The organism is Mesorhizobium sp. WSM4871 (genome assembly GCF_055811295.1).
In genome coordinates this window covers 32,667-53,152 of record NZ_JBVVPU010000011.1, presented here as the reverse complement: position 1 = coordinate 53,152, position 20,486 = coordinate 32,667, and the positions used below count along the sequence as shown (strand labels likewise).

General features: G+C 62.9%; 17 protein-coding genes. 14 read left to right on the top strand and 3 right to left on the bottom strand.

Going from position 1 to position 20,486, the window contains the following annotated elements; all coding sequences use genetic code 11:
* From AC0L2H_RS22255 to AC0L2H_RS22220, 8 genes are all read left to right on the top strand, one after another.
* Positions 1 to 924 (top strand): carbohydrate ABC transporter permease, encoded by a 924-nt coding sequence (locus AC0L2H_RS22255; RefSeq protein ID WP_097576050.1) that lies wholly within the window; start codon positions 1 to 3, stop codon positions 922 to 924.
* Complete coding sequence (locus AC0L2H_RS22250; RefSeq protein WP_097576049.1) at positions 921 to 1,799, top strand: carbohydrate ABC transporter permease; 879 nt, start codon at positions 921 to 923, stop codon at positions 1,797 to 1,799. Before AC0L2H_RS22255 ends, AC0L2H_RS22250 begins: the two co-directional genes overlap by 4 nt.
* Positions 1,800 to 1,864: 65 nt before the next feature.
* Positions 1,865 to 2,596 (top strand): RraA family protein, encoded by a 732-nt coding sequence (locus AC0L2H_RS22245; protein ID WP_473592394.1) that lies wholly within the window; start codon positions 1,865 to 1,867, stop codon positions 2,594 to 2,596.
* A gap of 26 nt (positions 2,597 to 2,622) precedes the next feature.
* Complete coding sequence (locus tag AC0L2H_RS22240; RefSeq protein WP_473592207.1) at positions 2,623 to 3,678, top strand: ABC transporter ATP-binding protein; 1,056 nt, start codon at positions 2,623 to 2,625, stop codon at positions 3,676 to 3,678.
* A gap of 239 nt (positions 3,679 to 3,917) precedes the next feature.
* A complete protein-coding gene (locus AC0L2H_RS22235; protein WP_473592206.1) occupies positions 3,918 to 4,883 on the top strand; it encodes an ABC transporter substrate-binding protein in 966 nt (321 codons plus the stop codon).
* An 85-nt stretch (positions 4,884 to 4,968) separates the two neighbouring features.
* Positions 4,969 to 6,291 carry an aspartate aminotransferase family protein gene (locus AC0L2H_RS22230; RefSeq protein WP_473592205.1) on the top strand — a complete coding sequence of 441 codons (1,323 nt, stop codon included), beginning with the start codon at positions 4,969 to 4,971 and terminating at the stop codon, positions 6,289 to 6,291.
* Positions 6,292 to 6,400: 109 nt separating this feature from the next.
* Positions 6,401 to 7,225, top strand: a complete 825-nt coding sequence (locus AC0L2H_RS22225; protein ID WP_473592204.1) for an amino acid ABC transporter permease — start codon at positions 6,401 to 6,403, stop codon at positions 7,223 to 7,225.
* Positions 7,226 to 7,257: 32 nt separating this feature from the next.
* Entirely contained in the window at positions 7,258 to 8,013 is a 756-nt protein-coding gene (locus AC0L2H_RS22220; protein WP_473592203.1) for an amino acid ABC transporter ATP-binding protein, read from the top strand.
* A 90-nt stretch (positions 8,014 to 8,103) separates the two neighbouring features.
* On the opposite strand, the gene AC0L2H_RS22215 is transcribed toward AC0L2H_RS22220, so the two are convergent.
* Together AC0L2H_RS22215 and AC0L2H_RS22210 are read right to left on the bottom strand one after the other, a co-directional pair.
* Positions 8,104 to 9,426 carry an NAD(P)/FAD-dependent oxidoreductase gene (locus tag AC0L2H_RS22215; RefSeq protein ID WP_473592202.1) on the bottom strand — a complete coding sequence of 441 codons (1,323 nt, stop codon included), beginning with the start codon at positions 9,424 to 9,426 and terminating at the stop codon, positions 8,104 to 8,106.
* Between the two features lie 68 nt (positions 9,427 to 9,494).
* Positions 9,495 to 10,634: an NAD(P)/FAD-dependent oxidoreductase gene (locus AC0L2H_RS22210; RefSeq protein ID WP_473592201.1), complete on the bottom strand. Its 1,140-nt coding sequence runs from the start codon at positions 10,632 to 10,634 to the stop codon at positions 9,495 to 9,497.
* Positions 10,635 to 10,737: 103 nt separating this feature from the next.
* Here AC0L2H_RS22210 and AC0L2H_RS22205 point away from each other — a divergent pair, with 103 nt between their 5' ends.
* The 6 genes from AC0L2H_RS22205 to AC0L2H_RS22180 all read left to right on the top strand — a co-directional run bounded on the left by AC0L2H_RS22205 (position 10,738) and on the right by AC0L2H_RS22180 (position 19,032).
* Positions 10,738 to 11,643, top strand: coding sequence for a LysR family transcriptional regulator (locus tag AC0L2H_RS22205; protein WP_473592200.1), 906 nt, complete (start codon positions 10,738 to 10,740; stop codon positions 11,641 to 11,643).
* An 89-nt stretch (positions 11,644 to 11,732) separates the two neighbouring features.
* The gene (locus AC0L2H_RS22200) at positions 11,733 to 13,829 is read left to right on the top strand and encodes a hydantoinase/oxoprolinase family protein (protein ID WP_473592199.1); all 2,097 of its coding nucleotides are present in this window, start codon (positions 11,733 to 11,735) and stop codon (positions 13,827 to 13,829) included.
* Positions 13,822 to 15,810 carry a hydantoinase B/oxoprolinase family protein gene (locus tag AC0L2H_RS22195; protein WP_473592198.1) on the top strand — a complete coding sequence of 663 codons (1,989 nt, stop codon included), beginning with the start codon at positions 13,822 to 13,824 and terminating at the stop codon, positions 15,808 to 15,810. The genes AC0L2H_RS22200 and AC0L2H_RS22195 overlap by 8 nt, the downstream gene beginning before the upstream one ends.
* Positions 15,807 to 16,121: a (2Fe-2S)-binding protein gene (locus AC0L2H_RS22190; protein WP_473592197.1), complete on the top strand. Its 315-nt coding sequence runs from the start codon at positions 15,807 to 15,809 to the stop codon at positions 16,119 to 16,121. Before AC0L2H_RS22195 ends, AC0L2H_RS22190 begins: the two co-directional genes overlap by 4 nt.
* Complete coding sequence (locus tag AC0L2H_RS22185; RefSeq protein ID WP_473592196.1) at positions 16,118 to 17,488, top strand: FAD/NAD(P)-dependent oxidoreductase; 1,371 nt, start codon at positions 16,118 to 16,120, stop codon at positions 17,486 to 17,488. The genes AC0L2H_RS22190 and AC0L2H_RS22185 overlap by 4 nt, the downstream gene beginning before the upstream one ends.
* Before the next feature lie 80 nt (positions 17,489 to 17,568).
* Entirely contained in the window at positions 17,569 to 19,032 is a 1,464-nt protein-coding gene (locus tag AC0L2H_RS22180; protein ID WP_473592195.1) for an aldehyde dehydrogenase family protein, read from the top strand.
* A gap of 122 nt (positions 19,033 to 19,154) precedes the next feature.
* On the opposite strand, the gene AC0L2H_RS22175 is transcribed toward AC0L2H_RS22180, so the two are convergent.
* Complete coding sequence (locus tag AC0L2H_RS22175; protein ID WP_473592194.1) at positions 19,155 to 20,456, bottom strand: NAD(P)/FAD-dependent oxidoreductase; 1,302 nt, start codon at positions 20,454 to 20,456, stop codon at positions 19,155 to 19,157.
* Positions 20,457 to 20,486: the final 30 nt, after the last annotated feature.

Below are 20,486 nucleotides of genomic sequence, written 5' to 3'. Positions count from 1 at the left end.
ATGCCGCCCGTCGCGCAGCACCAGGTGTCGGGGCGTCGGCGACGTTCGCCGCTGCCCTACACCTGGCAGAGGGGGTACCTCCTGGCCAGCCCGGCGCTCCTCGTCATGGTCGCCATCCTTATCTATCCGCTCGGATACTCTTTCATCATGAGTTTCTTTCGCTGGGATCTGAGCGGCTCCGCGCCGTTTGCCGGGGTGGGCAACTACACCGACGAACTCTTCGGCCGCCAGTTCAACCAGGCTCTGCGAAATCAGACCATATTCAGCGTCGTTTCCATCACGATCGAAGTGGTGGCCGGAATGGCGATCGCCGTGCTCGTCAACGGTAAATTGCGCGGCATGCGGTTGGCGCGCACCTTGCTCCTGGTGCCGCCGATGATTGCGCCCGCCGTCGTGGGCCTGAATTTCCGTTGGCTGTTCAACACCCAGTACGGCCTGGTCGACGCGCTGCTGCGCATGTTCAACCTGCCCGAAATTCCATGGCTCAACCACCCGACCTGGGCGCTTGTCTCGGTGATCATCGCCGATGTCTGGCAGAACACGCCGCTGATGGTACTGCTGTTCCTTGCCGGCCTGCAATCCTTGCCGCAGGAGCCGCTCGAGGCTGCCACGGTGGACGGCGCCACGCCATGGCAGCGCTTCTGGCACATCGTGCTGCCGCTGATGCGTCCGGTCATCATGATCGCGCTGATGCTGCGCATCATCGACACCTTCCGGACCTTCGACGTCGTATGGCTGATGACGCAGGGCGGGCCGGGCGGCGCCACCAACCTGCTTACCGTCTACTCCTACCTGCTGGCGTTTCAGGCAGTGGATTTCGGGCATGCGGCGGCGGTTTCCTACATCGCCCTGGGGATGTCGCTGTTCGTGCTCGGGCTCCTCTACGGAATACCGTGGCTGATTGCGAAACGGAGAGCGATATGACCGACGCCGCAACCGTCGCCACACGCCCTAGGCCAAAGCGCCGGCGCCGCCGGTTCACGGCGGGGACCGCCGGCCAGTACCTGGCGCTCGCCCTGACCGTCGCCCTCACCGTCTTCCCGCTTGTGTGGCTGTTCCTGACCTCGATCCGCAGTTCGGCCGACATCTTCTCGGTTCCGGTGCACATCATCCCCGAGACCGCGACGCTAACGCAATACGTCTCCGTTTTCACGGAGTACGACACGATGGACTATGTCTGGAACACCGTGATCGTCTCGGTGGCGACGGTCATTCTCGTCCATTTGCTGGCCATTCCCTGCGCCTATGCCCTGTCGCGTTTCAGGATGCCGGGCGCCATGCTGATTTTCGGGCTGCTCTTGATCATGCGCATGATCCCGGTCATCGCGCTCGCCATCCCGCTTTTCGCCGTGTTTGCCGCTTTTGGCCTGCTCGACACCATCTGGGCGCTGATCCTGAGCCATACTGCGGCCAAACTGCCCGTCGCCATCTGGCTGCTGCTGGGCTTCATCCAGGACGTGCCGAAAGAGATCGAGGAGGCCGCCCAGTCGGACGGCGCCGGCACGGTGCGCACACTGGTCCAGATCGTGGCGCCATTGATTGCGCCTGGCATTGGGGCCAGCGCGGTCATCACTTTCCTCTTCACCTGGAATGACCTGCTGCTCGCGTTGACGCTGACTTCCAGCAAGGCAGCACAGACGCTGCCAGTCGGGCTTACCAATTTCGTTTCGCAGTTCGGCATCGACTGGGGAGCCATGTCGGCGGCCGGCGTCCTCATGGTCATCCCGACCTTGGTGTTTGTCTGGTTCGCTCAAGGCTTGCTGGTCAAGGGTCTGACGACCGGTGCGGTTCGCGGCTAAATTGAGAGATCATGAAAAACTTGATCGACGGGAGATGAAACGTGGAAGTAGGCCAAGCAGCGGCAATAAAGGACATTTCACGGCCACCGAGGCAACTGGTCGACGCGCTTGCGGCGATCGGTTCAGCGACCTTGGCCAGTGAGCTTTACCACAAGATGGGTATTCGCGATCCTCAGATCCGAGGGCCCCGGCCGCTAAGGCACGGCCGCACGGCCGCCGGGCCAGCCCTTACGCTCCAATGCATGCCTAAGCGCGAAGATCTCTACAACGAGACTGAGTACGAGGAGCCGGAGCGCCAGCTCCACCGGCACGTGTTGTACCCCACGCAGCCTGGCGACATGGTCGTCGTCGATGCGCGCGGTGACCTTGGCAGCGGTATCTTCGGTGAGATGATGTTGACCTTCTTCGCCGGGCGCGGCGGAGCCGGTGTGGTTGTCGACGGATGCATCCGCGATTCCGCCCAGGCGGCTGCCTTGGACATCGGCATCTGGGTGAGGGATGTTACGCCGAATTTCCATGCCCAGACAAACATCGTCCCCTTTGCCGTCAACGTTCCCATCGCCTGCTCGAACGTGCTCGTCATACCGGGAGATATTATCGTCGCCGACGATGATGGCGTGGTCGTGGTACCGGTCGCCCTTGCCCCTAAACTGGTTGAACTCGCCAGCGAACATGTCGAGTGGGAAGAGTTTTCGCGCTCACGCCTGGCCGCGGGGGGCGACCTGCGGAAATACTATCCATTGAGCCCCGAGGGCGAGGCCGAATACCAAGCCTGGCGGCATGCTCAACAGAAATGAGTCGTGCTGGGACGGGAGGACGACAGGTGTCTGCAATTGAGATAGAACAGCTCGGCAAGAGCTTCGGTGCCGTGGAAGTCTTGCGCGACATCAATATCGAAATCGCCAGCGGCGAATTCGTGGTGCTGGTCGGTCCGTCCGGTTGCGGCAAGTCAACGCTGCTGCGCATGATCGCAGGGCTGGAGGAACAGACGACCGGCGAGATCCGCATCGGCGGGCGTGTCGTCGACGAGATGCCGGCCAAGTCGCGCGACATAGCCATGGTCTTCCAGAGCTACGCGCTCTATCCGCATATGAGCGTAGCCGACAATATGAGCTTTGCGCTTCGACTGGCGAAGGTCCCCAGGGAAGAGATCGTCTCAAGGGTGAAGGCAGCTGCCGAGATCCTTGGCCTGCAGGATCTGCTTGGCCGCATGCCGCGCCAGTTGTCCGGCGGTCAGCGTCAGCGCGTTGCCATGGGCCGGGCGATCGTGCGCGATCCTGCCGCCTTCCTGTTTGACGAGCCACTCAGCAACCTCGATGCCAAGCTGCGTGTCAAGATGCGCGCCGAGATCAAGAAGCTTCACCAACGGCTGGGCCGAACGAGCATCTACGTCACTCACGACCAGACCGAGGCGATGACACTTGCCGACCGCATTGTGGTGCTGAACCGAGGCCGAGTCGAGCAGATCGGCACGCCTTCAGAGCTCTACGAGCAACCCGCCAACCTGTTCGTCGCTGGCTTTATCGGGTCTCCGGAAATGAACCTGATCAAGGGCCGAATCGACAACGGCGCATTCGTCGCCGAGCAGGGCCTCCGCTTACCCTTGCCGGAGGACGCCCGGATCGGAGACAGGGATGGAGCAGTCTACGGGATTCGTCCTCAGCACATTGCCGTTGGCGGTAACCACGCCCGGGCGAGGGTTCAGGTGGTCGAGCCGACCGGTGAAGCCCAGGAACTCACCTTAAGTGCGGGTGGCCTCGATCTCATGGTCGAGGTACGGGATCGGCCTCCCTTCAAACCTGATCAAGAGATTGGCTTGGAGATCACGGTAAATAAAGTGCACCTGTTCGATGCCCGAAACGGCACCAGGATTGTTTAGGGCCGGCGCTGACGGGCGCAGCACAGCCTATCCCATGCCCCACTCTCTCACCTTTTGAATATCGATGACACGCTCGGCACCGTCGGCGTTGAGGGCTTCCTATCGCGCTTAGCGTCCTGTTTGCCCGCCAAACACGTCACGTGATGCGTGTCGGGCAGTTGCAACATGGCCGACGGTGGGCGCTTCGACCTAAAACTGCGGGTTATGGTTCACTCAATGAATTGTCTTGGACCCCATTGATGTCATTTGCAAGCATTCGTTGCTCAAGTCTGCGCGCTTTAGCCTATGCAACAGAAACAAGGGGAACTACAATGACCACTGGACCACTTCGCCGCCTTTGCAGCTTTGCTGTGGTTGCATCCCTATATGCCACGCTGGCCACCGGAACGGCGGTCGCTTCCGACCAAATCGACCAGCTGCAAAAAAGCGAGGAACTGCACCAGGCGCTGCCGGAAAAGATTAGGACCTCCGGAGTCATCGTGGCGGCCACCGCTACTGACTCCCCTCCGTGGGAGTTCCTCGACGAGAAGGGCAATCTCGTTGGCGCGGACGTCGACCTATCGCGCGCACTAGGCAAGATTCTCGGCATCGAGGTCCGCAACGAGAAAACCGAATTCTCCAACATCATGCCAGGCATCCAGTCGGCCCGCTTCGATATCGGCATATCCTCCATCGGCGACTTCAAGGATCGACAGGAAACGGTTGACTTCGTCGACTACTATCGCGGCGGGATTTCGTTCCTGGTTCGCGTCGGCACCGCCAAGCCGGAGCGCCTAACCGATCTCTGTGGCAAGACCATCGGCGTCTTGAAGGGCACGAATTCCGAGAAGCGCGCGATCGCCAACAGCGAGACCTGCGTTCAGGAAGGGAAGCCGACCATGACGGTGAACTCCTATCCGACGCAGAACGATGCCGTGCTGGCGTTGACCTCATCACGCGTCGACTATGTGTCGGCTGACGCGTCCACCAACGCCTATTCCGCGCAGCAGGTCGGCGCCTCGCTCGAAAACGTGACCAGCGATCTTTATGGCGGTGCCTGGCTTGCTGGGATAGCCATCCCAAAGGATTCCGTGCTCTACCAGCCGGTCTTCGGCGCCATGGGCAAGATGGTTCAGTCTGGCGTTTATATGGAAATCCTGAGGAGATGGGGTGTTGCCGACGGCGCCTTAGCTGAACCGGGTAAGAACATGGGCGAAGAGCGCTAACTAAGGCTTTACGAACTTACAATCTTTGGAGGCAGTCGACCCACGCCGGGACGACTGCCGGACCTTTAACAAGATGGGATATTCAATGCGACCGGTTGCGCTCAGCCACACTCATCCAACCCAACCGGCCAACGCTCCGCGCCCGGAGCTGTCGCCTGCACTGGTTCAGGCAACACCTCTGGTGGTGGAAACCGGCAGGGGCTCCTTCCTGATTGACAACGAGGGAAACGAATATCTCGATTTCACGGCGGGCATCGGCGTCACGTCTACTGGCCACTGCCACCCGCGCATCGTGGAAGCGGCGCAGCGACAGGTCGCGCGTCTGATTCACGGGCAGTACGGCATTGTCCGGCACGACAAGCTGCTCGAACTCATCGACAAGCTGGCTGCCGTGATGCCGGCTGATCTGTGCAGCTTCTTTTTCGCCAATTCCGGCGCGGAGGCCGTTGAAGCGTCGGTCCGCCTAGCGCGCAACTACACAGGCCGCCAGAACATTATCGTCTTCCAAGGCTCCTTTCATGGCCGCACTCTGGGCGCGGCGTCGCTCACTACGTCCAACAAGCGCTTTCGCTCCACCGCGTCGGGTGCGATGGCGCCGGGTGTCGTGGTGGCGCCGTTCCCGACGCCGTTCCGCTACGGCTGGGACCTTGCTACCACCAACGCCTTCTGCATCCGTGAGTTGGATCACATCTTTGCCACGCTGTCGGATCCGGCCGAAACAGCGGCCATCATCGTCGAGCCGGTGCAGGGAGAGGCCGGCTACCAGCCTGGATCTGTCGAGTTTTTTGCCGCCCTGCGCGAACGCGCGGATCGTCATGGTATTCTGCTGGTTGCCGACGAGGTGCAGTCTGGGGTGGCGCGCACAGGCAAGTTTTGGGCGTGCGAGAACTTCGATTTGACACCAGACATCCTGGTGTTCGCGAAGGGGATCGCGAGCGGCTTTCCCTTGTCTGGCATCGCAGCCAGACCCGAGGTGATGGCGCGCGCTGCTCCTGGTTCGCAAGGCGGCACGTTTTCGGCGAACGCGGTGTCCTGCGCAGCCGCCGTCGCCACGCTTGGCGTGATTGCCGACGAAGGCCTGATAGAAAATGCCCGCGCGATGGGTGCTAGGCTGCGCGCTGGGTTGGACCAGATTGCAGCTGAACACCCCGCGCTCGGCGACGTGCGAGGCATCGGCCTGATGCAGGCGAGCGAATTCGTCCGCCCCGACGGCACCCCCGCGCCCGAATATGCCAGGGCAGCCGTCAAGGCAGGGCTCGACCGCCAGCTTGTGCTGCTGACCTGTGGCCCATATGCCAATATCGTACGTATGATGCCGAGCTTGGTTATCAACGAAACCGAGATCGATCTCGGGTTGACGCGCTGGAGGGCTGCCGTCCGTGAGGCCCTCGGCACAATTGAGGGCTAGGATGAGCGCCCCCAGCGACATCTCGCCCGCCCGCGCAAGCGACGAAGTCGTTCCGGCGCGCTACCATGGCCGCTGGTTCGCCGCCGCGATCAGCTTCGTGATCCTACTGATGCTGGCGCAGTCGGTGGTGAAAAATCCTGGCTACCGTTGGCACATCGTGTGGCAGTACCTTTTCGACGGCACTGTGCTGCGCGGCCTGCTGTGGACGCTTGGTCTTACCGTTGCGGCCATGGGGATCGGTGTGACCCTCGGCTTGATAGCGGCCTTGATGCGACAGTCGAGCAACCCGGTCCTCGCCTGCTTTGCAGCCGGTTACATCTGGCTGTTCCGCGGCACGCCGCTCTTGGTGCAGTTGATCTTCTGGTACAATCTCGGCGCGCTCTACCCGCAGATTGAGATCGGGGTGCCTTTTATGGAGCCGGTCTTTTCGGTGACCACCAACGACCTGATCACGCCGCTGACCGCTGCCCTGCTCGGGCTCGGTTTGAACGAAGGCGCCTATATGGCGGAGATCATCCGCGGCGGGCTGCTTTCGGTCGATCCAGGCCAGCGCGAGGCGGCATTTTCGCTCGGTATGACGCCGGCGCGGACCGTGCGCCGCATTATCCTGCCGCAAGCGCTGCGCGTGATCGTGCCGCCAACCGGCAATGAGATGATTGGCATGCTGAAGGCGACCTCGCTGGTTAGTATCCTGGCGATCTCAGACCTGCTGTACTCGGTGCAAGGGATTTATTCGCGCAACTTCCAAACCATCCCACTCCTGATCGTCGCCTGCTTCTGGTACCTGATCGCATCCAGCATCATGACCGCTGCGCAGAGCATGATCGAACGGCGTCTTGGACGCGGCCACGGCGCGCAGAACAATGACGGGCTGAGCGTCCTGCTAGCACCGTTCCGGCGCTTCGCCGGACGTCGCAACGACGCCCGCTCTTGAACGGCTGAGGCTTTCTGATGTCTGTCACCCCGATGGTGGAAATCACCGGCGTATCCAAGCGCTTCGGTCCGTTGAAAGTGCTCGACAATGTGGACCTGACAGTCCGCAGCGGCGAGGTCTGCTGCCTGATCGGGCCGTCCGGCGCGGGCAAGAGCACGCTCATCCGCTGCATCAACCATCTGGAACGGGTCGATGCCGGGCGCGTGTATGTCGACGGCAAGCTGGTTGGCTACCAGCTGAAGAATGGCCGGCTTCATGAGCTGAAGGCGCGCGAAGCCGCGCGCTCGCGCCCCGACACGGCCATGGTCTTCCAGCACTTTAACCTATTTCCGCATTTGACCGTACTCGGCAACATCATCGAAGCGCCCATCCAAGTGCGCAAGGAAGCGCCGGAAAGAGCGCGAGCGTATGCGATGGAGCTCCTGGAGCGCGTCGGTCTCCAAGGTAAGGAAAAAGCCTATCCGCGCGAGCTGTCCGGCGGGCAGAAGCAGCGCGTGGCGATTGCACGCGCCTTGGCGATGCGGCCAAAGCTGCTGCTCTTCGATGAGCCGACCTCCGCGCTAGATCCGGAGCTTGTCGGCGAAGTGCTCGACGTGATGAAGGCGCTGGCGCGCGATGGCCACACGATGATCGTGGTGACGCACGAGATGGGCTTCGCCCGTGAGGTCGCCGAACGCGTGGTGTTCATGGATGGCGGCTGCATCGTGGAGGAAGGCACCCCTCGGGACGTGCTCGACCGCCCGTCCAAGCCCCGCACCCAGGCTTTCCTGTCCAAGGTCCTGAAGTAGGAGGCCATGCCTCCACCCTTAGTCTCGCGGTTCCACGTCGGCGACATGGCCCCAGGAGCCCGGCAACAGTCCGTAGGCGCAGCGGCGGCTTCACCGGCGCCCATGGGAGCGCTGGTCCCAGCGATCGCGCAGCTCGTAGATCAGCACGGCATAGGGCAGGAACCAGGGCTTGCCCCGGTACAGCCACCGCGAGCGCATCGGCAGGCCTTCATAAGCGCTTGGGGCAGATTGGTCACCCAGTATGCGTCGGGCGATCGTGTGGCCGAGCCACGATGCGCGCGCAACGCCCGTGCCGTTGTAGCCGGCCGCAAAGAAGCAACCGTCGATCTCACCCAGGTGCGGCAGCCCGTCAAAGGTGAAGCCCGTTTGCCCGTGCCAGTAGTGGGTGACGCGGAGCTTGGCGGCTTCGGGGAACACCTGCGTCATCTGCTTGTGCAGGTGGGTGGCGTTGGCTTGTTCGACCTCCCTGTCGCCAAGCTTCAGCACGCGGCCGCCAAACAAGATGCGGGTGCCATCGGGTGAGGGCCGGTAGTAGGTCACCACCCGCTGGCTTCCGGCGAGCAGCCGCTGCTTGGGCATCAGTTTGCGCATCAGCGCCGGGTCCAGCGACTCGGTGGCGATCATCGCGCTGCGGATCGGGACGATGCGCTTCTGCAGCTCCGGCGTCACGCCCGTGGTGTAGCCGTTGGTAGCGAGCATCGTGTTTTGCGCCACCGTGACGGTTCCGCCGCTCGTACGGAGGCGGAACGTGCCGCCTTCCTTGGTGATCGCTGTCACCTTAATACCGGTGATGATCCTGGCACCGGCGCGCTCACACGCTTGTGCCAGTCCCTGCACGTACTTGCCCGGGTGCAGCGCTTCAGAGTCCGGGTTGAACATGCCGCCATGATAAAGCTCGGAACCGATATGCTTGCCTTGGTCGGAGCGCTGAACCAGTTCCATGTTGCACGGCATGTGCTGCGTAATCTGGTTAAGGGTCTTTCCCATGCGTTCATAGATCGCTGGCGTCATTGCGCCGCGGAAATGGCCGGGCCGAACAAGATTGCAATCGATCTGCTCGCGCGCCACCAAGTCGCGCACAAAGGCCGACGCGGTGAAGTGCTCCTGCACAACTGCCTTCGCCTTGTCTGCACTATAGGCAAGCGCGGTGTTGAAGGTGTGCCACTCGGGGCCGAGAAAGCCGCCGTTGCGGGAGCTCGCTCCCCATCCGGGCGCATGTTCCTCGAAGACGGTCACGGACGCGCCCGCACGGGCCAGCGTCAGGGCAGCCGACAGTCCAGTGAAGCCGCCGCCAACGATTGCCACATCGGTTTGCTCCGGCGCCCCCGCTGTTCTGCGGGCGGGTTCCGCCGCCTCCCACCAGTAAGGCTGGAACTTCGCGCCGGGGGCAAAAGGGAACTGGCTGTTTGGCATGGGGTGCGCCGATCTAAAAGAAAAAAGGCAGGCGGGGATTGGGGGGCGGGAACGTCGTAGCGCCGACCTCAGTGCGCAGCGGAAGCAGTGCCGTCCGGCGGTTTGAAGCGTGCAACATCGAAAGCGTCGAGCGGCGTGCAACAGCGACCGGTGGTCATCAGCTCGGCCATGGCATCGCCGACGCCCGGCCCAAGTTGGAAACCGTGTCCACTGAAGCCGAAGGAGTGGAACAGACCCGAGGTGGTTGCCGAGGCGCTTATCACGGGAAGCATATCGCTGACATAACCTTCGCAGCCCGACCAGGTGCGGATCACTGTGACGTTGACGATGTTCGGCAGCAGCCGGGCCAGCGCCTTGATCTGAATCGGCAGGCTGTCGGGGTCGGCGCGGGCGTAGCCGGGGTCGAGTTCAACGGGAAGCTGCTCGACGCCGCCGCCGAACACGATGTTGCCCCGCTCTACCTGGCGGAGGTAGGCATTAAGCGGCTTTTGCCGAGTCCAGATGCCGACCACTGGCGAGATCTTAAAGGGCAGCGGCTCGGTGACGCCCATCTGCGGCCCGCGGGCGGCCATCGGCACCTCTTCGCCGAATTGTCCGGCGATTTGCGAGCCCCAGGCGCCGGCAGCGTTCAGCAGGGTTTCGGCGGCGAAGTCTCCCTTGGCTGTGGATACCAGGAAGCCGGAGCTTAGCCGTTTAATGCTTGCAGCCCCCGCTTCTTCAACGATCGTTGCACCCAAGCGCTCCGCGGCCAGCGCGAAAGCCGGCGCAATCAGACGCGGGTTGGCACTGCCGTCATGCGGGGAAAATGAGGCGCCAATGATATCCAAGCCGAGCCCAGGAAAGCGGGAGCGTACCTCCCTTGCGCTGAGTTCTTCCAGCTGAAAACCCCACAGCCGCGCCGCTTGGCCGTAAGAGCGCATGTCATCCAAGCCTCCCTGGTCGTAGATCAACCGGACATGGCCGGTGGCGCGGAACTCAACATCTCGGCCTAATAGCGTTTCCAATTCGCTCCAGAGTGCGCGCGAGCGGTGCGCTAGCGGCAGTTGCGGGAGGTAGCGGCCCGACCGGCGGATGTTGCCGAACGAGGCGAGGGTGGCGGCCGAGCCAACACGGTTGCGCTCGACAAGGATCACGCGGACGCCGCGTCTGGCCAGGAAGTAGGCGGATGCCGTGCCCATCAACCCGCCGCCCAAGATAATGGTATCCATTTCGACTTCCTGACCATGGTGGCTCTTTTGAGCTTGTGCGCCCCATTCGGCTATGTCAAAGAACTGTTATATCGGTGAGTATAAGCTCACCCTATGGGATAAGATGAGAGCCAGGCAGCTCGAAGTGTTCATTGCATTGATGCGGGCGGGAACCGTGACCGCGGCAGCCCGAATGCTCAACATCTCGCAGCCCGCTCTTAGCCAGATCGTCTTGCACACCGAAGACGAGTTGGGCTTCACCCTTTTTGAGCGCGTGAAAGGCCGGTTGCGTCCGACGCCCGAAGCGCACGAGATCTTCCGCGACGCCGAGCGGTTGTCCGACGGTTTGGAAGGCTTGCGGCGCAAGACCACGGATCTGCGCCTGGGCAAGACAGGTTTGGTGCGGGTGGCCTCTTCGCCACCGCCCGCAATGACTATCGTTCCGAAAGCTTTCGCTTTGTTACGCAAGCAGCAACCGCAGATTCTACTGCGCGCACACATGGCGCCTCTGGTGTCCATCGTCGAGATGCTGCGCGCCGGCGACGCCAGCATCGGGGTTGCGATGGACGACCGCGTGCCACCGGATGTCAGCGCAGAATTGATCGGGTCGGTAGGGTTCGTATGCCTGCTGCCGGAAGGGCACACCCTGAGCGACAAAACCGCCATTCGCTTTGTCGACCTTGCGGGCGAAAATCTGATCTCCTACCGTGCCAACACGCGGCCGGCTGACGAGCTCACCCAGGCCGCTGGCAGACAGGGTGTGAAGCTACAACTGGCGCTGGAGATTGACGCATCCCTGTCGGCCGTCAGTTTCGTCCAGGAGGGACTTGGCGTCGGCTTGGTGGACGGTTTGCTGCCGTGGACGCAGTTTGCTGGCGTGGTTGTACGGCCGCTGGCCGAAAGCCCGCATTTTCCCCTAGCCCTGCTTACCTCTCGCAGCCGCACGCTTTCCCGGGCGGATGAGCACGCGCTGGAGCACATTCGCACGGCCGGTTCCGATCTGCTCAAAGCCGCTAATAGGCCCGCATAAGCGAGCCTTATACTATCCCTTCTTATCCGTCTTGGACCGATCCTCTTGTGCCATGGCAGCTTCCGCGCATTAGCTTGGAAGGATCGTTTATGGATAGCGCCATCATCGGCGACGCCCACGAAGCCGAAACGCTGGACTGGAAAATCGGCGTTGATATTGGCGGTACGTTCATCGATTTCTGCGCTCTGGAAACCCGTTCCGGCCGCGTCGCATCGCTGAAAGTGCTGACCACGCCCGCCGATCCGGGCGCCGAACTGATGACTGGCATCGAGCTTCTGGCGAAGAGCGAAGGGCTCGATCCAACGCAGATTTCGCGATTCGTCCACGGCACCACCATTGGCATCAACACCGTAATCCAGCGAAAGGGCGCGCGGCTTGCGCTGCTCACGAACGCGGGTTTCGAGGATGTAATCGAGCTTGCCCGCTTGCGCATGCCAGAAACCTATTCGCTGTTTTCCGCCCGTGCGGCTCCGCTGGTCACGCGCGACTTGATCTACGGCATTCCGGCGCGCATGCATTTCGATGGCACCGAAAGCGTGTCGCCCGATATGGCAACCGTCCGCCGCGCGGTCGAAGATGCGCAGGCACAAGGCGTGAAGGGGATCGTGGTTTCTTTCCTCCATGCCTGGCGCAACTCCGCGCAGGAAGCCGCGATCAAGAGCGAGATCGAGCAGATCGCGCCTGACCTGTTCGTGTTCACCTCGGCCGAAGTCTGGCCGGTAATCCGTGAATACGAGCGCACCTCCACCGCCATCCTGAACGCTTATGTGCATCCGCGCATCGCGGCCTACCTGACTGCGCTCGAGCAGCGGCTGGAAAGCCGTGGCGTGCCTGCCCGCCCGATGCTGACCAAGTCGAACGGTGGCCTGATGAACGCCGGTGAAGGCAAGCGTTCCTGCGTCAACATGCTTCTCTCCGGCACGGCCTCCGGCGTGATCGGCGCATCTTGGATAGCGCGCCGCGCCGGCGAGAACCGCATCCTAACGCTCGACATCGGCGGCACCTCGGCCGATTTCGCGCTGGTGATCGACGGCGAGCCGCAGTTCGGCACCGGCGAACTGATCGGCGAGTACCCACTGTTCATCCCATCGGTTTCTGTGAGCTCTATAGGCATCGGCGGCGGTTCGATCGTCAGCCTGGATGCGCAAGGTGTGCTGCGCGTAGGCCCGGAGTCCGCCGGCTCGACGCCCGGCCCGGCCTGCTACAACCGGGGCGGCACGCAGGCGACGGTGACGGACGCCATGGTCGTGTGCGGCTGGCTCGGCCACAGCCAGATGGCTTACGGTCAGTTGAAGATCGACGTCCAGCTCGCCAAGAAGGCCGTCGCCAAGCTGGCGGAGGCGCTGAACCGGCCGCTGCTGCAAACCGCCAAGGCGATCCTCGATATTGCGGTTTCCGAGATGCTGGTCGAGGTCGAGAAGCTGTCGGCGCGCTCGGGCGTCGACCTGCGCGAGTTCACTTTGATGCCTTTCGGCGGCGGCGGCCCCATGCTTGGCGCCTTCTTGGCGCGTGAGCTTGGCATGAAGCGCCTAATGGCACCGCGCTGGCCCGGCGTCGTGTCGGCGCTGGGCGGCTTGGTGGCCGACCTGCGCGGCGACTTCATCCGCACCATGTTCCTGCCGCTGGACAATCAAGCGCTTGCTCGCGTGGCCGAAGCCTTCAAGGCGATGAGCCGCGAAGGGCGAGACTGGCTCGCCGCCCAGAGGCATGAGGGTGCGGTGGAGATCCGGCTCGCCTGCGACATGCGCTATGCCGGGCAAAGCTACGAGCTCGAGGTTGCGCTGCAGCCGGACTGGCTGAAGGCTAGCGACACCAAGCTGATCGAAGACGCGTTTCACGCCACGCACCAGCGCATCTACGATTTCCACGATTCGGAAGGCGCGGTGGAAATCGTCAACGTGCGCGTGTCGGCGATTGGACCCGGTCCGGCTCTGACCCTGTCGGAAGCGGCAGGAAACGCCGGCACACAGGCCGCCGTGTTCGAATCAGTGCCCGTTTACACCGGTTCTGCGGTGGAATACGTGCCGCTCTACCTGCGCGGCGACCTGGAGGCGGGCGCCACCTTCGAGGGGCCGGCGATCGTTGCTCAAGAAGACACAACGTTGGCGATCCCGACCGGCACATCGGCAACGGTCGACCGCCAGCTCAACATCCATTTGACCTTCCCGGAGCTTGCCAGTGTTTGACAGGACGAACCTGCAGGTGCTGGCAAACCATGCCCGCGCCGCTGCAGAAAGCATGGCCTACACTCTACAGCGCACGGCGCACTCGGCCTTCGTCAAGGAAACCGAAGACTTCACTGTGATGCTGATGGATCGCCGCGGCGAGGTCTTCGCCGTGCCAATGGATCTCGGCGCCACATGGTACCCAGGTCTTTCCTACGAGCCGGCGATCGACATGATCTCCGACTACAGGCCGGGCGACGTCGCTTTCACAAATGATCCGTATTCCGGCTACGTCGCTACCCACGTGCCGGACACCCATCTGTGGAAGCCGATCTTCTTTGAAGGCGAAATCGTTGCCTGGGCGGGCGGGCACATCCACAATACCGACATGGGCGGCGCTGTGCCGGCCTCGCTCAGTCGCGCGCTGACCGAGATTCACCAGGAGGGCATCCGCTTCTCGCCGATGAAGCTTGTCAACGAAGGCGTTTATGACGAGCAGCTTTTGCGCATCATGATGCTCAATGTGCGCAAGCCGGACCTGAACCTCGGCGACATCAAGGCCTTGGTAGGGGCCCTGAACACGGGCGAGCGCCGGGTGCTCTCCATGGTGCGCAAGTTCGGACGCGACGCCTTTCTGGCGGGTGTCAGGCAGCTTCTGGACCAAGCAGAAGAGCAGTCGCGCGCCATGCTGCGGGCAATGCCCGACGGTGTCTGGCAGTTCGCGGACTATGCCGACGAGGATTCTGCCGAAGGCAACCCATGCCGCTTAAAGTTGAAACTCACCATTAGCGGCGACGAGGCAGTGCTTGACTTCACCGGATCCGATCCGCAGCTCGCTTCATCCTTAAACGTGCCGTCGGGCGGCGACCCGCGCCATACGGTGCTGCTGGTTGGCGTCTACTACGTCCTTTACACGCTAAACCCCAAGATCCTGCTGAACCGCGGCTTGACGCGACCCTTCACCTGCATCACTCCTAAGGGGACCGTACTGAACCCATTGTTCCCGGCGGCGGTTGGCATGCGCTCGCTGACCTGCGCGAGGCTCCGTTCGGTGATCTTCGGCGCGTTTTCCCAAGCGATGCCCGACCTTCTGCCGGCGGCACCTGCGGGCAACAACTGCATCGTCAATGTGATGACTACGGACGAGCGGACCAACCGCACCGTCATCGCGGCGGTGAACCCTGTTGTGGGTGGTGGGGGCGGCATGCCCCACCGCGATGGCACCAACGGTTCGGGCGCCGATGCGGCCTACCTTAAGAACACGCCCGTCGAGATTACCGAAACCGAGGTGCCGGTGGAGTTCGTGAAGTATGGATTGGCGCAAGACAGCGGTGGCGCGGGGCGCTGGCGCGGCGGCTTAGCGACTGAGATGGCGTTCCGTGTGTTCACCCCTGACTCCCGCGTGACTGTGCGCAACCGCGACCGCAGCTTCTTTCGTCCGTGGGGCGTGCTGGGCGGCAAAGCAGGCGGTCTATCGGCCATGTCGGTGAATCCGGGCACCGAAAGCGAGGTTCAGCTCGGCAATATCGATACTGCCGTGCTGCAGCCGGGCGATGTGTTGTTGATCCGCTCCGCTGGTGGCGGCGGTCGCGGGAACCCATCTGAGCGCGAGGCTTGGCGTGTGGCCGAGGATGTGAAGTGCGGCTACGTATCGGCCGAGGCGGCCGAGCGCGACTATGGCGTGGTGCTGCGCGACGGCGAGGTCGACGAGGAAGCCTCCGTCGAGCTGCGGCAAAGCCGACCGGCACCGACCGGCCACTTCGATTTCGGCCCGGAGCGCGACGGATACGAGAAGCAGTGGTCAGCGGCTGCTTACGAGCAGCTTCATGCGCTGCTCAACGACCTGCCCATCCACTGGCGCTTCTTTACAAAGACCGAGATATTCCGGCGCATGAATGGACGCTCCGGCGCGGACGGTGTGCTGGCCGCGTTCGATGCCGTTTGCCAGCGGTTCCCAACCTTGCCGCGAGTGCAATCCATGACAAGGCGCGCCGCCGAATGACAGCAGAAGCGGTAACCACGGGACGTCTGGTACGGCTGACGGAACACGGGCGCCGACTTGTGGAGTTCCGTCTCGATGGGAAGCCCTGCGTGGCGCGCGAAGGGGATTCTGTGCTGACCGCGATCTTGATGACAACCACTTATCTCCGTGCAGCCGAATTCGGCACCGAGCAGCGAGCAGGCTTGTGCTTGATGGGCGCTTGCCAGGATTGCTGGGTCTGGCAGGAGCATGGCCCCCGCCTGCGAGCCTGTTCCACGCCGATTGAGCCAGGCATGTCGCTGCGCACCGCAGCGTCGCAGGATTGGCCGTGAGCGATCAAACCGGACCATCCGTTGTGGTCGTTGGGGCCGGGCCGGCCGGCATCCGTGCGGCCGAAGCTCTAGCTGCCGCCGGCGTGCGTCCGATCGTGGTGGATGAGGCCGCCCGCGCTGGCGGACAGATCTATCGCCGGCCGCCCGAAGGCTTTCGCCGCTCGCCCGAACAGCTTTACGGCACCGAAGCCACCAAGGCTGTGGCTCTGCATGACTGCTTCGACCGCCTTGTGCGCGAAAACCGCATCGAGCATCTGGCACAATGCCCGGCAATCGCCATGAATCCCGGCCGCCTCTACGTTTTGCGAAACGGCTCGGTGCAGCCGGTGCCATTCGACAAGCTCATTTTGGCGACCGGCGCGCGTGATCGCGTGGCCCCCGTGCCCGGCTGGCAGAACGCTGGCGTCTACACGCTCGGTGCCGCCCAAATCGCCCTCAAGGCACAGGGCGTGGCGCTGGGGCGCCGCATCGTGCTGGCCGGTTCGGGGCCGCTGCTGACGCTGGTTGCGACGCAGCTTCTGAAGGCAGGCGCCGGCGTTGCGGCTGTTCTGGACACCTCGTCCATGCGGCAGCAGGTTCAAGGATTCGGCAGCCTCGCGGCACGGCCAATGATCGTGCTGCGTGGTGTGTTGATGCGTGCCAAGCTCAGCCGCATCTACCATGCCGGCGTGTCGATTGAGCGGTTCGAAGCCGATGCAACCGGCGTCACTGCTATTGAATGGCGCGACGCGGGAGGAAGCACGCGCCGCACTGCCTGCGACATGGTGGGCGTTGGCTGGCATCTTGCCTCCGAGACCAGCCTGGCCGATCTCGCCGGCTGTTCGTTCGAGTACAACGAAAGCTGGCGACAGTGGCTGCCGCGCAGCGATCTAATGGGGCGCGCCGCCAAAGGCGTGTACCTCGCGGGCGACGGCGCTCGCATCCTGGGCGCCGATGGGGCGGAGGTCTCCGGCCGGCTGGCCGCTGCCGCGTGCTTGGCCGACATGGGCTTGCCGCCTCCAAACATCCGGTCCGACCTGAAGCGCTTAGCTCGGCTGGAGCGGTTCTCTACGGGGCTTGCCCAGTCGTTTCCGTGGCCCAGGGCGAAGGTTCGTGAACTCGCGGACGATGCCGTCCTGTGCCGTTGTGAAGGCGTAACTGTTGGCGAATTGCGCGAAACGGTGGATTATGCCGGCACCGAAGCCAATCGCGTTAAGTCGCTGTCTCGCGTCGGCATGGGTCGGTGCCAAGGCCGCTACTGCCTGTTGGCGGCCGCAGAGCTGGTGGCGGCGCGTGCTGGGTGCGACGCCAAAGCCGTGGGGCGATTGCGCGGGCAGGCGCCGGTGCAGCCAATCCCGGCCGGCAGCTACGTCACAGGAGCCCCGTAGCGCTCAATCATTCTCGGCGCAGCCCTGTTGGGTCAAACCGAGGCACCAATCGCTTCGTCTTAATTCCGGAAGGAAAGTTCATGTCACTGTCCTTTGATCCCGCCAAGCTCACTTTGCCGACCGGCCATTATATAGGTGGCCAATATGTCGGCGGCTCTGCCGGGATCGAGGTGCTCGCCCCTTCGGACGGGCGCAGGCTGGGCGCCATTCCGGTGGCGAGCGCCGAGACCGTCGACGGCGCTGTACAATCGGCGAAGGAGGCATTGCAAGCTTCGCAGTGGGGCTCCGTCCGACCACGCGACCGGGTGCGCTCCTTGTACGCCTGGAGCGACCTGATCGAGGCTGAGGCCGAATTGCTGGCCATGTTCGAATCCGTGGGGTCTTCGCGGCCTATCGCGGAGTCGCGAGTTGGTGATGTCATGGTGGCTGCCGAGCAAATCCGGTTTTTTGCCGAATTTGCCGATAAGGAAGGCGGCCAAGTGGTGCCGACCGCCGACAGTCAGATGGGTTTCATCGACACCTCGCCCTATGGCGTAGTGGGCGCGATCACGCCTTGGAATTTCCCGTTGGTCATGGCGGTCTGGAAGTTGGCCCCCGCGCTGGCCGCGGGCAACGCCGTAGTGCTGAAGCCGTCCGAGATTACGCCTTACTCGGCCCTCTACCTCGCCGAGCTTTCGGTGCGGGCCGGTATGCCCGCTGGCCTGATCAACATCGTGCTCGGCGATGGCGTGACTACCGGCACTGCGCTGGTCACGCATCCGGAAGTCGCGAAGATCTCCTTCACGGGCTCCACGTTAGCGGGCCGCACGATCATGGAGAACATCGGTCGAACCGGCATCAAACCGCTTACTCTGGAGCTTGGCGGCAAGTCGCCGGTCATTGTCTTTGCCGATGCCGATCTAGATCTCGCCGCACGCTGCATCTCGCGTGGCATCCTTGGCAATGCCGGCCAGGTCTGCGTGGCGGGCTCACGTATTATCGCGGCCAAGGAAATCGCGCAGCAGCTGACGAACAAGGTGGCAGCGATTATGCGCGAAGTGCGCCCTGGCCCCACTTGGGACGATGCATCAACCTATTCGCCGATCATATCGGAAAAGCAACTCGACCGCATCGACACCATCGTTTCGCGGGCACGTGAAGCCGGCGCGGAAGTGGTTTGTGGCGGCGCGCGCATGGACAGGGAAGGGAGCTTTTACGAGCCGACCATCATCACCTGCGTCACTCAGGCTTCGCCGGCAGTCGCTGAGGAGATTTTCGGACCGGTGATCACTGTGGAGCAGTTTGGAAGTGAGGACGAGGCGATCGCCTTGTCTAAGCACCCGACCTACGGCCTATGCTCGGGCCTTTTCACTCGCGACCTGTCGCGCGCCATGCGGCTGGTCAAGAAAGTCGAGGCCGGCACCTTGTGGGTTAACCGATATGTCCGCTCGCGGGACCACATCTTGCCCACGGGTGGCTGGAAAGAATCTGGGCTGGGGAAGGATCTTGGCCGCGAAGCCTACAACGCGAACCGCCGTACCAAGGCCGTGCTGATTGACCTGTAGGTTGGTCGTCGGAGCTCCGCCCAAATCGTAGCGGTGCGGGTTGAGGCACGTGCCCTGCTGCTATGGCATGGCTGCGGCAGCAGCTTGTGGCAATCAGGGGCCTTGAAGTCAGAAAGACGTCTTCAAGCGAAACGATCTACCGAGAACGCCAATAGGTCGATGCCCAGCGGCTGCCCTTGGATGCATTTGGCGATCAGGTCGCCGCTTACCGCCGCGCCTGTCAGACCGAGGTGGCCGTGGCCGAAGCCCAGCCAGAGGCCCCCCCAGTGCCGAGTACCGCCAAGCACCGGAAGGGAATCAGGCAGGCAGGGGCGATGACCCATCCAGAAGGGGTCCTGCTGGTCAAGCCTGGCCTGCGGGTAGACCCCAGTCAGGTCATTGAGTAACAAGCGGGCGCGGCGCTCCGTCGGAGGCGCTTCGAGGCCCAAAAGTTCCACCGTGCCTGCAACCCGGAGGCGATCTTCCAGTGGCGTAATAAATACCTTTCGGTCGGCCGGAATGATCGGCCGGGCCGGTTTCACTCCCGCACCGCGGATGTCGATGTGATATCCGCGCTGCGATTGGAGCGGAACGTGGTAGCCGATATCTCGCAGAAGCTCTTTTGACCACATACCGGCCGCAAGAACTACGTGATCAGCCCGATGGATGAGCCCGTCAGCCTCGACACCGATAACGCGTCGTCCTTCTGTGGCCAGCGCAGAAACCGGTTTGGCAATAAAACGAACGTGGCGTTGGGCAAGCGCGTCGGCGATGGCACTCGCCACTTTGAAGGGGTCAATGGCCATTCCATGATCAGGAAGAAACATGCCAACTTGGTAGGCGGGAGCAATGCCTTCTTCGAGGTCTTCGATCTGCCCTCGCGACACGCGTTCTACGGCTATTCCGTGTCGACGACGTGTGTCCCAGTCTGGCTTGTCCTGGGAGAGATGCTTATCAGAGCGGTATAGATGCAGGTGACCGTTCTGGCGCAGCAGATGCAGCGCGCCGATGTCACCCAGAATCTCGCGGTATGCCTCAATCGCTGGCCGGTAGAGCGCAGCCAGCGCCTGGGACGCCGCCGCCATTTTGCCCGGCGTGGCCGAAGCCATGAAGCGAAATAGCCAGGGCGCGGCGGTCAACCAGTATCTCGGCGGCACATGGAGGGCCCCGGCGGGATTGACGAGCATGCCTGGTGCCGCCCGGATAGTCCGGGGGGTGGCCAGTGGAATGATCGAGCCTGGGCTGAACGCACCAGCATTGCCGGACGAGCATCCGCTGCCGGGTCGATTAGGCTCAAAAAGGCGGACGGCGGCTCCTCTGCGAGCAAGCTGCCAGGCTATGCACAGGCCGACAATGCCGGCTCCAACCACGATTACATCAGGAGTTTTCGCGGACGGCGCGCGTGTCGGCAACGTGCCGCCTCGGTGCAAGGTGATAAACGACATGAGGTCTTGTTCCGTGTTCCCGCTGAAAGG

Bases quoted from the DNA above. Each gene is read 5' to 3' on its own strand.
- AC0L2H_RS22255 (WP_097576050.1), top strand. From the start codon at position 1: ATGCCGCCCGTCGCGCAGCACCAGGTGTCGGGGCGTCGGCGACGTTCG.
- AC0L2H_RS22250 (WP_097576049.1), top strand. From the start codon at position 921: ATGACCGACGCCGCAACCGTCGCCACACGCCCTAGGCCAAAGCGCCGG.
- AC0L2H_RS22235 (WP_473592206.1), top strand. From the start codon at position 3,918: ATGTCATTTGCAAGCATTCGTTGCTCAAGTCTGCGCGCTTTAGCCTAT.
- AC0L2H_RS22230 (WP_473592205.1), top strand. From the start codon at position 4,969: ATGCGACCGGTTGCGCTCAGCCACACTCATCCAACCCAACCGGCCAAC.
- AC0L2H_RS22225 (WP_473592204.1), top strand. From the start codon at position 6,401: ATGCTGGCGCAGTCGGTGGTGAAAAATCCTGGCTACCGTTGGCACATC.
- AC0L2H_RS22220 (WP_473592203.1), top strand. From the start codon at position 7,258: ATGGTGGAAATCACCGGCGTATCCAAGCGCTTCGGTCCGTTGAAAGTG.
- AC0L2H_RS22215 (WP_473592202.1), bottom strand. From the start codon at position 9,426: ATGCCAAACAGCCAGTTCCCTTTTGCCCCCGGCGCGAAGTTCCAGCCT.
- AC0L2H_RS22210 (WP_473592201.1), bottom strand. From the start codon at position 10,634: ATGGATACCATTATCTTGGGCGGCGGGTTGATGGGCACGGCATCCGCC.
- AC0L2H_RS22205 (WP_473592200.1), top strand. From the start codon at position 10,738: ATGAGAGCCAGGCAGCTCGAAGTGTTCATTGCATTGATGCGGGCGGGA.
- AC0L2H_RS22200 (WP_473592199.1), top strand. From the start codon at position 11,733: ATGGATAGCGCCATCATCGGCGACGCCCACGAAGCCGAAACGCTGGAC.
- AC0L2H_RS22190 (WP_473592197.1), top strand. From the start codon at position 15,807: ATGACAGCAGAAGCGGTAACCACGGGACGTCTGGTACGGCTGACGGAA.
- AC0L2H_RS22180 (WP_473592195.1), top strand. From the start codon at position 17,569: ATGTCACTGTCCTTTGATCCCGCCAAGCTCACTTTGCCGACCGGCCAT.
- AC0L2H_RS22175 (WP_473592194.1), bottom strand. From the start codon at position 20,456: ATGTCGTTTATCACCTTGCACCGAGGCGGCACGTTGCCGACACGCGCG.